The organism is Fundidesulfovibrio sp., assembly GCF_058402725.1.
Genome location: NZ_JBZVFJ010000165.1, coordinates 1 through 6,664, shown reverse-complemented (window position 1 = coordinate 6,664; position 6,664 = coordinate 1). Strand labels below are relative to the sequence as shown.

The 6,664-nt window shown below is 68.8% G+C and carries 8 protein-coding genes and 1 pseudogene; 6 read left to right on the top strand and 3 right to left on the bottom strand.

Annotated elements, in window-relative coordinates; genetic code table 11:
- Positions 1–131 precede the first annotated feature (131 nt).
- The 5 genes from ACV4UX_RS16250 (at position 132) to ACV4UX_RS16230 (ending at position 4,212) form a co-directional block, all read left to right on the top strand.
- A complete protein-coding gene (locus tag ACV4UX_RS16250) occupies positions 132–830 on the top strand; it encodes an ABC transporter permease (protein ID WP_491594328.1) in 699 nt (232 codons plus the stop codon).
- Positions 827–1,504, top strand: a complete 678-nt coding sequence (locus tag ACV4UX_RS16245; protein WP_491594327.1) for an ATP-binding cassette domain-containing protein — start codon at positions 827–829, stop codon at positions 1,502–1,504. Before ACV4UX_RS16250 ends, ACV4UX_RS16245 begins: the two co-directional genes overlap by 4 nt.
- Positions 1,492–2,205, top strand: a complete 714-nt coding sequence (locus ACV4UX_RS16240) for a molybdopterin-guanine dinucleotide biosynthesis protein MobB (RefSeq protein ID WP_491594326.1) — start codon at positions 1,492–1,494, stop codon at positions 2,203–2,205. The genes ACV4UX_RS16245 and ACV4UX_RS16240 overlap by 13 nt, the downstream gene beginning before the upstream one ends.
- Before the next feature lie 111 nt (positions 2,206–2,316).
- The gene (locus tag ACV4UX_RS16235) at positions 2,317–3,744 is read left to right on the top strand and encodes a sensor histidine kinase (protein WP_491594325.1); all 1,428 of its coding nucleotides are present in this window, start codon (positions 2,317–2,319) and stop codon (positions 3,742–3,744) included.
- Positions 3,745–3,789: 45 nt separating this feature from the next.
- Positions 3,790–4,212, top strand: a complete 423-nt coding sequence (locus ACV4UX_RS16230; protein ID WP_491594324.1) for a PaaI family thioesterase — start codon at positions 3,790–3,792, stop codon at positions 4,210–4,212.
- 73 nt (positions 4,213–4,285) lie between these two features.
- On the opposite strand, the gene ACV4UX_RS16225 is transcribed toward ACV4UX_RS16230, so the two are convergent.
- Together ACV4UX_RS16225 and aroL are read right to left on the bottom strand one after the other, a co-directional pair.
- Positions 4,286–4,756 (bottom strand): universal stress protein, encoded by a 471-nt coding sequence (locus ACV4UX_RS16225; RefSeq protein ID WP_491594323.1) that lies wholly within the window; start codon positions 4,754–4,756, stop codon positions 4,286–4,288.
- A gap of 185 nt (positions 4,757–4,941) precedes the next feature.
- Entirely contained in the window at positions 4,942–5,472 is a 531-nt protein-coding gene (aroL, locus tag ACV4UX_RS16220; RefSeq protein ID WP_491594329.1) for a shikimate kinase AroL, read from the bottom strand.
- A gap of 84 nt (positions 5,473–5,556) precedes the next feature.
- Between aroL and ACV4UX_RS16215 the strand changes: the two genes are divergently transcribed.
- The gene (locus ACV4UX_RS16215; RefSeq protein WP_491594322.1) at positions 5,557–6,333 is read left to right on the top strand and encodes an RNA methyltransferase; all 777 of its coding nucleotides are present in this window, start codon (positions 5,557–5,559) and stop codon (positions 6,331–6,333) included.
- A 96-nt stretch (positions 6,334–6,429) separates the two neighbouring features.
- Here ACV4UX_RS16215 and ACV4UX_RS16210 read toward each other — a convergent pair.
- Positions 6,430–6,624 (bottom strand): annotated as a pseudogene (locus ACV4UX_RS16210) (class II aldolase/adducin family protein); the annotation flags it as partial.
- Between the last annotated feature and the right edge of the window lie 40 nt (positions 6,625–6,664).

Below are 6,664 nucleotides of genomic sequence, written 5' to 3'. Positions count from 1 at the left end.
GGGGGGTTGGGGGGGGAGGGGGGGTGTGGGTGGGTGGGGGGGTGGTGGGGAGGCGGTTTTTTTCCCCAAACCCAGAAAAGCAGGGGGACTTTTTGGAGTGGCGGAGGCACTCCTCCCCGGAGCCCGCATCCATGAGCTATCTTCTCGACGGAATCGCCCGGGCGGGCGAACTGCTCGCCTCGGGCGATCCCGAGACCTTCTCCGCCGTGACCACCACCCTGGGGGCCACGGCCCTGGCCATGGCGGCGGCCCTGGCCCTGGGGCTGCCCGCCGGATTCTGCCTGGGCTATTTCCGGTTTCCCGGCAAGCGCGCCCTGCGCACCCTATCCGACGCCTTCATGGCCTTTCCCACGGTGGTCATCGGGCTTCTGGTGTACGCGCTGCTCTCGCGGCGCGGTCCCTTCGGAGAGATGGGTCTGCTCTTCACCGTGCCGGGCATGGCCCTGGGCCTGGCCCTGCTGGCCCTGCCCATGCTCGTGAGCCTCACGGCATCGGCCGTGGAGCAGATGGACGCCCGCCTGCGCCTGACCCTGCGCACCCTGGGCGCGGACAACCGCCAGCTGCTCCTGGGCATCCTCTGGGAGGCCCGCCACGGCGTAATGGCCGGTGTGGTGGCCGCCTTCGGGCGCGTTGTCTCGGAGGTGGGCATCGCCATGATGGTGGGCGGCAACATCAAGTGGCACACGCGCACCATCACCACGGCCATCGCCCTGGAGACGGGCAAGGGCGAGTTCGCCCAGGGCATCGCCCTGGGCATGGTGCTCCTGGCCATTTCCATGGCGGTCAACGGGTTGCTGGCGCTGCTCAAGCGTCGGGGAGGGGCGCGGTGAGCCTGGTCTACGAGGTTTCGGGCCTGCGCCACGCCTTCGCGGGGCGGCCTGCCCTGCGCTGCGACGCCTTCACCGTGGAGGCCGGGCGCATCGTGGGCATCCGGGGACCCAACGGAGCGGGCAAAAGCACGCTGCTTTCCATTCTGGCCTTTCTCCTGACGCCCGACGAGGGGCGGGTGCTCTTCCTGGGACGACCCGGACGCGTGGGCGACGTGGCCCTGCGCCGGGCCGCCGTGCTCATGCCCCAGGACCCTGCCCTCCTGCGCCGTCGCGTGGAGGACAACGTGGTCTACGGGCTCAAGGCCCGGGGCGTGTCCGTGGGCGATGCGGCCTCCCAGGCCCTGGATCTGGTGGGGCTCGATCCCGCGCGCTACCTGCGCCGCTGGTGGTGGGAGCTCTCCGGGGGCGAGGCGCGCCGGGTGGCCCTGGCCTCGCGCCTGTCGCTGTCGCCCAGCGTGCTCCTGCTCGACGAACCCACCGCAAGCCTGGACCCCGAGAGTTCCCTGCTGGTGTCCCGGGCCCTGATCGCCGCCCGCGAACGCCGGGGGCTGACCGCCGTGGTGGTGAGCCACGACGGCGAATGGCTGGACGCCTGCTGCGACCAGGTGTACCGTCTGGCCCCCCTCGAAGGGCTGCAACCTGCAACCACGGAGAACACGGCATGCGCGCGGTGAACGTCGTCGGCTTCAAGGACACGGGCAAAACCACCCTGGCGGCCGGGCTGCTGGAAGAACTCTCGGCCATGGGGCTGGCCCCGGCGGCGCTCAAGTTCACCCATCAGGCGGGCCTGGACAAGCAGGGCACCGACACGGCCAAACTCCTCGCCCGGGCCGTGGCTTCGGCCGCCATCGGCGAGGCCGAGTCCGCGGTGTTCTGGCGGGAGAAGAAGCACCTGCGCGACATGCTGGCGCTCCTGGGCAGCCGGACCGTGGTGGTGGAGGGCGGCAAGGAGCTGGGCGTGATGCCGCGCATCGTCATCGCGGCCGACCAGGCCCAGGCGCGGCGACTGGGCGCGGGGGAGGGCGGCCTAGCCCTGGCCGTGTACGGTCCCGAGGGCGTGGACGGCGTGCCCGCCGAACGGGACGTCGCAAAGCTCGCCCGTCTGGCGACCGAGCGCGGCTTCCTGCTGCCCGGGCTGGACTGCGGCGGCTGCGGCCGGGCCTCTTGCCGCGAGCTGGCCGTGGAGATCGTGGCGGGCCGGGCCGCGCCGGGGGACTGCACGGCCCAGGGAGGAGAGATTACGGTGACCATGAACGGCGTGCCCCTGGGGCTCAACCCCTTCGTGGCGCGCATGCTGCGCTCCGGCCTCGCGGGAATGCTGCGCGAACTCAAGGGCTTCACCCCGGGCGAGACGGTGATCACCCTCACGCTCTGAAAGACCCCGTGCGGCGCGACGCCCGATTGTCCCGGCTTCTTCTTGTGTTCGCGGCTTCCGGCGTGTAATGCTGTGCAGAACGGTTGAACCAGCACACGCCAGGAGCCGGCCATGGACCCTTCCGACTGCCCGCCCGTACCGGGTGGACCGGGCTACGCCCAGGAACAGCACCTGGCGCGGCTGGACATCGTGTCCCGGCGCATCGTCGACAAGCTCGACAACTACAAAGCCTACAATTTCACGCAGCTCCAGAGCGTGGCCCTGAACATCTTCTTCGACCTGGCCCAGGAGTTCACCAAGGTCGAGGACGTGTACGCCCTCTGCGTCATGATCCCCAAGACGCTCTTCAACCTGGAATGCACCCTCTACGTCATCGACGGCCAGAACGACGTGCTGAGCTGCTGCGCCACCCACTGCCCTGCCCATGACGGCGAGATCCGTTTCGCCCAGGAGCCCGTGGTGAAGGAAGGGCACCTGCGCATTCCCATCAAGGGCAACCGGGAACTGCTCTCCCAGCTCCCGTTCAAGCCCCAGGGCGACTCCATCGGCATGTTGGAGATCTTCCCTGCGGACACGCTCACCGAGCACGACCGTCTCTTCTGGGGGCGTTACGCCAACCGCATCGGCTTCCAGTTGCACAACCGCTTCATCAGCTTGAAGAACAAGGAACACGTCCAGTTCATCCGCAACCTCGTGAAGGACATAGGACACAACGTCATCGTGCCCAACATGTTCTTCAAGCTTTTCTACAAACGACTGGAGGCGCGCATCGGCCTCATCCGCTCCTACCAGGAGAAATTCCACGGGCTCATGGAGGAATGCCTCAAACTGGACAAGGGCCTTGCACTCGATTTTTCGCGCCTGGAGCAGGATGTCGAATATTTCTACAATGCCATACTCAACCAGTACAAAGAGATCTTCAGCCACTACCAGAACACGAGCCTCTTCCTGGAGACGCTTCTGCGCTCCAGCCACTTCGAGGCCGGGCGCTATGTGCTGGAAAAGCGCAAGTGCAACTTCAAGAGCCAGGTGATCGACCCCCAGGTGGAGCGCTACCGCGCCCGCCTGGAGGAGCGCGGCATCGAGATCGACACCTCCATGGGCGGCGTGCCCGATCAGGAGATCGAGGTGGTGGCCGACATGGGGCTCATCTCCCAGGTGTACGCCAACCTCTTCTCCAACGTGGTCAAGTACACCCGCGAGGTGGACGACGGCTCCGGGCGCAAGCGCAAGTTCATGTCCTACGGCTGGCAGGTGCTCAAGAACCATTTCGCCCCTGGGCACGACGGCATCAAGTTCAACGTGTTCAGCTCGGGCCAGCCCATCGTCCCCGTCCAGGCCGGCCAGCTCTTTTCCGAGGGCTTCCGGGGCGAGAACTCCCAGGGCGAGCACGGCACGGGCCACGGCCTCTACTTCATCCGCGAGGTGGTGGCCCTGCACGGCGGCGAGTCCGGCTACGAGCCCACGCCCCAGGGCAACAACTTCTATTTCATCCTGCCCGTGCGGCCTCACTCCGGCGACGATTTCCGCAACGACTGACCCCGCGCCGGGCGCTTCGCCCGGCCGCCCGACGGACCCATCCCCATGCCCCGAAGCTACCTTGAAGACGTGCGCAGGCCCGGCCAGACGGTCAACCCCCTCTTCGCCTTCCTGGGCGTGAAGCCCGTGGCGCTGGAGCGCGAACGCGCCGTGCTGGAACTGCCCTTCCGGCCCGAGTTCGTGCAGGGCGGCGGCGTGATGGCCGGAGGGCTCCTGGCCGCGCTGGCCGACGAGGCCATGGCCCACGTGGTGTTGGCGAACCTGGAGCCGGGACGGCGCACCGCCACCGTGGAGATGAGCGTGCGCTACTTCCGCCCCGTGCAGGAGGGCGCGCTTACGGCCACGGCCGAACTGGTCCACGCGGGGCGGCGCATCGTGAGCGTGGAGGCCCAGGTGCGCGACGCGGCCGGTCGCCTGGCGGCCAAGGCCTCGGGCTCGTTCTTCGTCATCGAGCCCAAGGCCCCGTGAAATGCGGCAGCCCCCGTCCTGGCGGGGCGGGGGCCGGTTTCAAGAGAGGATCAGTCGGAAGCTCCGCGAGGGGTCAGGCCGGGAAGCCGTCCTCGGAGGGGGCGGGCCGGCTGCGCTTGGGCGGTTCGCCCCATCGCAGCACCAGCACCGAGCAGTAGGCGTGGGTCACCACCTTGCTGGCCACGCTGCCGATCAGGAAACGGTCCAGGCCGGACTTGGCCCGGCTGCCCATGACGATCACGTCCGGGCGCTCCACCTCGGCCAACTCGAGGATCGCGTCGGCCGCCGACGGGCCTTCTTCCATCACGGCGCGCGCCGCCACCCCTGCGTCCTTGGCCCTGGCCAGGGCCTGATCCAGGACCTTCCGGCCCTCGACGCGCAACGTGTCCTGGAAGTCCGTGGAGATGCCCTCCCCGAAGTCGATGAAATCCTCCACCACCGTGACGAAGACCAGTTCTGCCTTCTGCCACGTGGCCAGTTCCAGGGCGTTTTCGAGCACCCTGGGGGCCTGGTCGGAACGATCGAGGCAAGCGAGCACTTTCATGGCAGGCCTCCTCCCGGCCTGGGCCGGGGGTTTATGGGCTCCGGCCCACACCGGGCCGGTTCGCTTGCGGATGCGCGTCGCGTGTTGCGTCCTCGAAATCCGTCCCTGCGGATTGTCAAGACAAGCAGCCGAAACCAGGGACTTTCATTTTGAAAAACAACCGCATGTTTTTCAAAAGTGCGCCGCTAGTGGGGCCAGGCGGCCAGTTCCCGGGCGAGCCTTTCGGCAAGCTCCTCCAGCGGGCGGTCCGGGGCCACCAGGTGGGCGCAGGCCAGGTAGTAGGGTTCGCGCTCGCGCACGGTCTTGCGCACTTCGTCCTCGAGGTTGAGGTCGGTCAGGGCGGGGCGCTGGGCGGGTTTGAGTTCCGCCATGAGGCGTTCGACCACCTTCTCGGGGTCGGCCTGGAGGTAGACCACCACGCCTTCGGCCAGGATATCCCGGTTGCGCGCCTTGAGCGTGGCCCCGCCGCCCGTGGCCACCACGTGGCCGGGCGTCGCGGCCACGGCGGCCAGCACGGTGGTCTCCAGCTCCCGGAAACTGTCCCAGCCCTCGGATTCCACCACGTCGGCGATGGTGCGTCCGGTGGTCTCCACGAATTCGTCGTCCAGGTCCACGAAGGGGCGGCCCAGGGCCTGGGCCAGCATCCGGCCCACGGTGGTCTTGCCGCAGGCTCGCGGACCAACGAGATAGATGTTCTTGTCTTCGGAAACGGCCATGCGCTCCTCCCTCTCCATCGTATAACACCGCCGCCCTTGCATGCCAAGCCGCGCGGGGCTAAAGGTCCGGCGCCGGGAGGACCTATGCTGAACAACCTTGGAGTGGTGCTGTTTCGCCCGAAATTTTCCGAGAACGTGGGGAGCGCCGCGCGGGCCATGGCCAACATGGGCTGCCGGGATCTGGTGCTGGTGGACCCCCAGGACTTCGACCCGGGCCGCGCGCGCGCCCTGGCCACGGCCAAGGGGCAGGAAATCCTGGAGACCGTGCGCGTGGTCCCGGACCTGGCCCAGGCGCTGGCCCCCTACGAGGCCGTCTACGGAACAACGGCCCGCACCGGAGGCTGGCGCAAGGGCGTGCTCACGGCCGAGACGGCCGCGCGCCGGGGCGTGGAGACCCTGCGCCAGGGTGGGCGCGTGGCCCTGCTCTTCGGCCCCGAGGACAAGGGCCTGACCAACGACGAGACCAAGGTCTGCTCCCGCCTGGTGACCATCCCCACCGACGCCGAGGCCACCTCGCTCAACCTGGCCCAGGCGGCGCTCCTGGTGCTCTACGAGTTCCTCAAGGCCTCCCGTGCCGCGCCTGCCCCGGCGGCGTCCGAGCCCGGATCGCGCCAGGCCACCTTCGACGAGCGCGAGTCCCTTTTCGCGGCCCTGCGCGAGACGCTCCTGGCCGTGGACTTCCTCAAGGCCGACAACCCCGACTACTGGATGCTCCCCGTGCGCTCCTTCGTGGAGCGCATCCGCCTGAAGCGCGCGGAGTTCAACCTGCTCATGGGCGTGTGCCGCCAGGTGCGCTGGGCCGTGGGCAGAAGGGACAAGGCCCAGCCGGGCGAGGGCCGGGACGGGCAGGGCGGGGCCTAGCCCCCCCAGGGCCTCCACGCGCCGGAAGTATTCCTCCCGGCAGAAATTCTCCACATCCAGGAGCGTGGCGAAGGGCGCGCGGAAGTCCTCGCCGCCCACGGCGAAGAGACCGTGCCCGTGGACGATCACGCCCCGGCGGCCCTTCATGGCCGGGGGCAGGGTGTTCACCAGCCCCTTCGGCCCCGTGCCCACCTCGCCCGGCACCACGGGCACGTCCGCCACGAAGCGGGCCTCGGAGCACTCCACGTGGCAGCGGCCGCGCGCGGGGCAGTCCGGCTTGGGGCAGTCCATGGAGAGGATCACCGCGAAGCGCGGGTGTCCGTGCAGGATG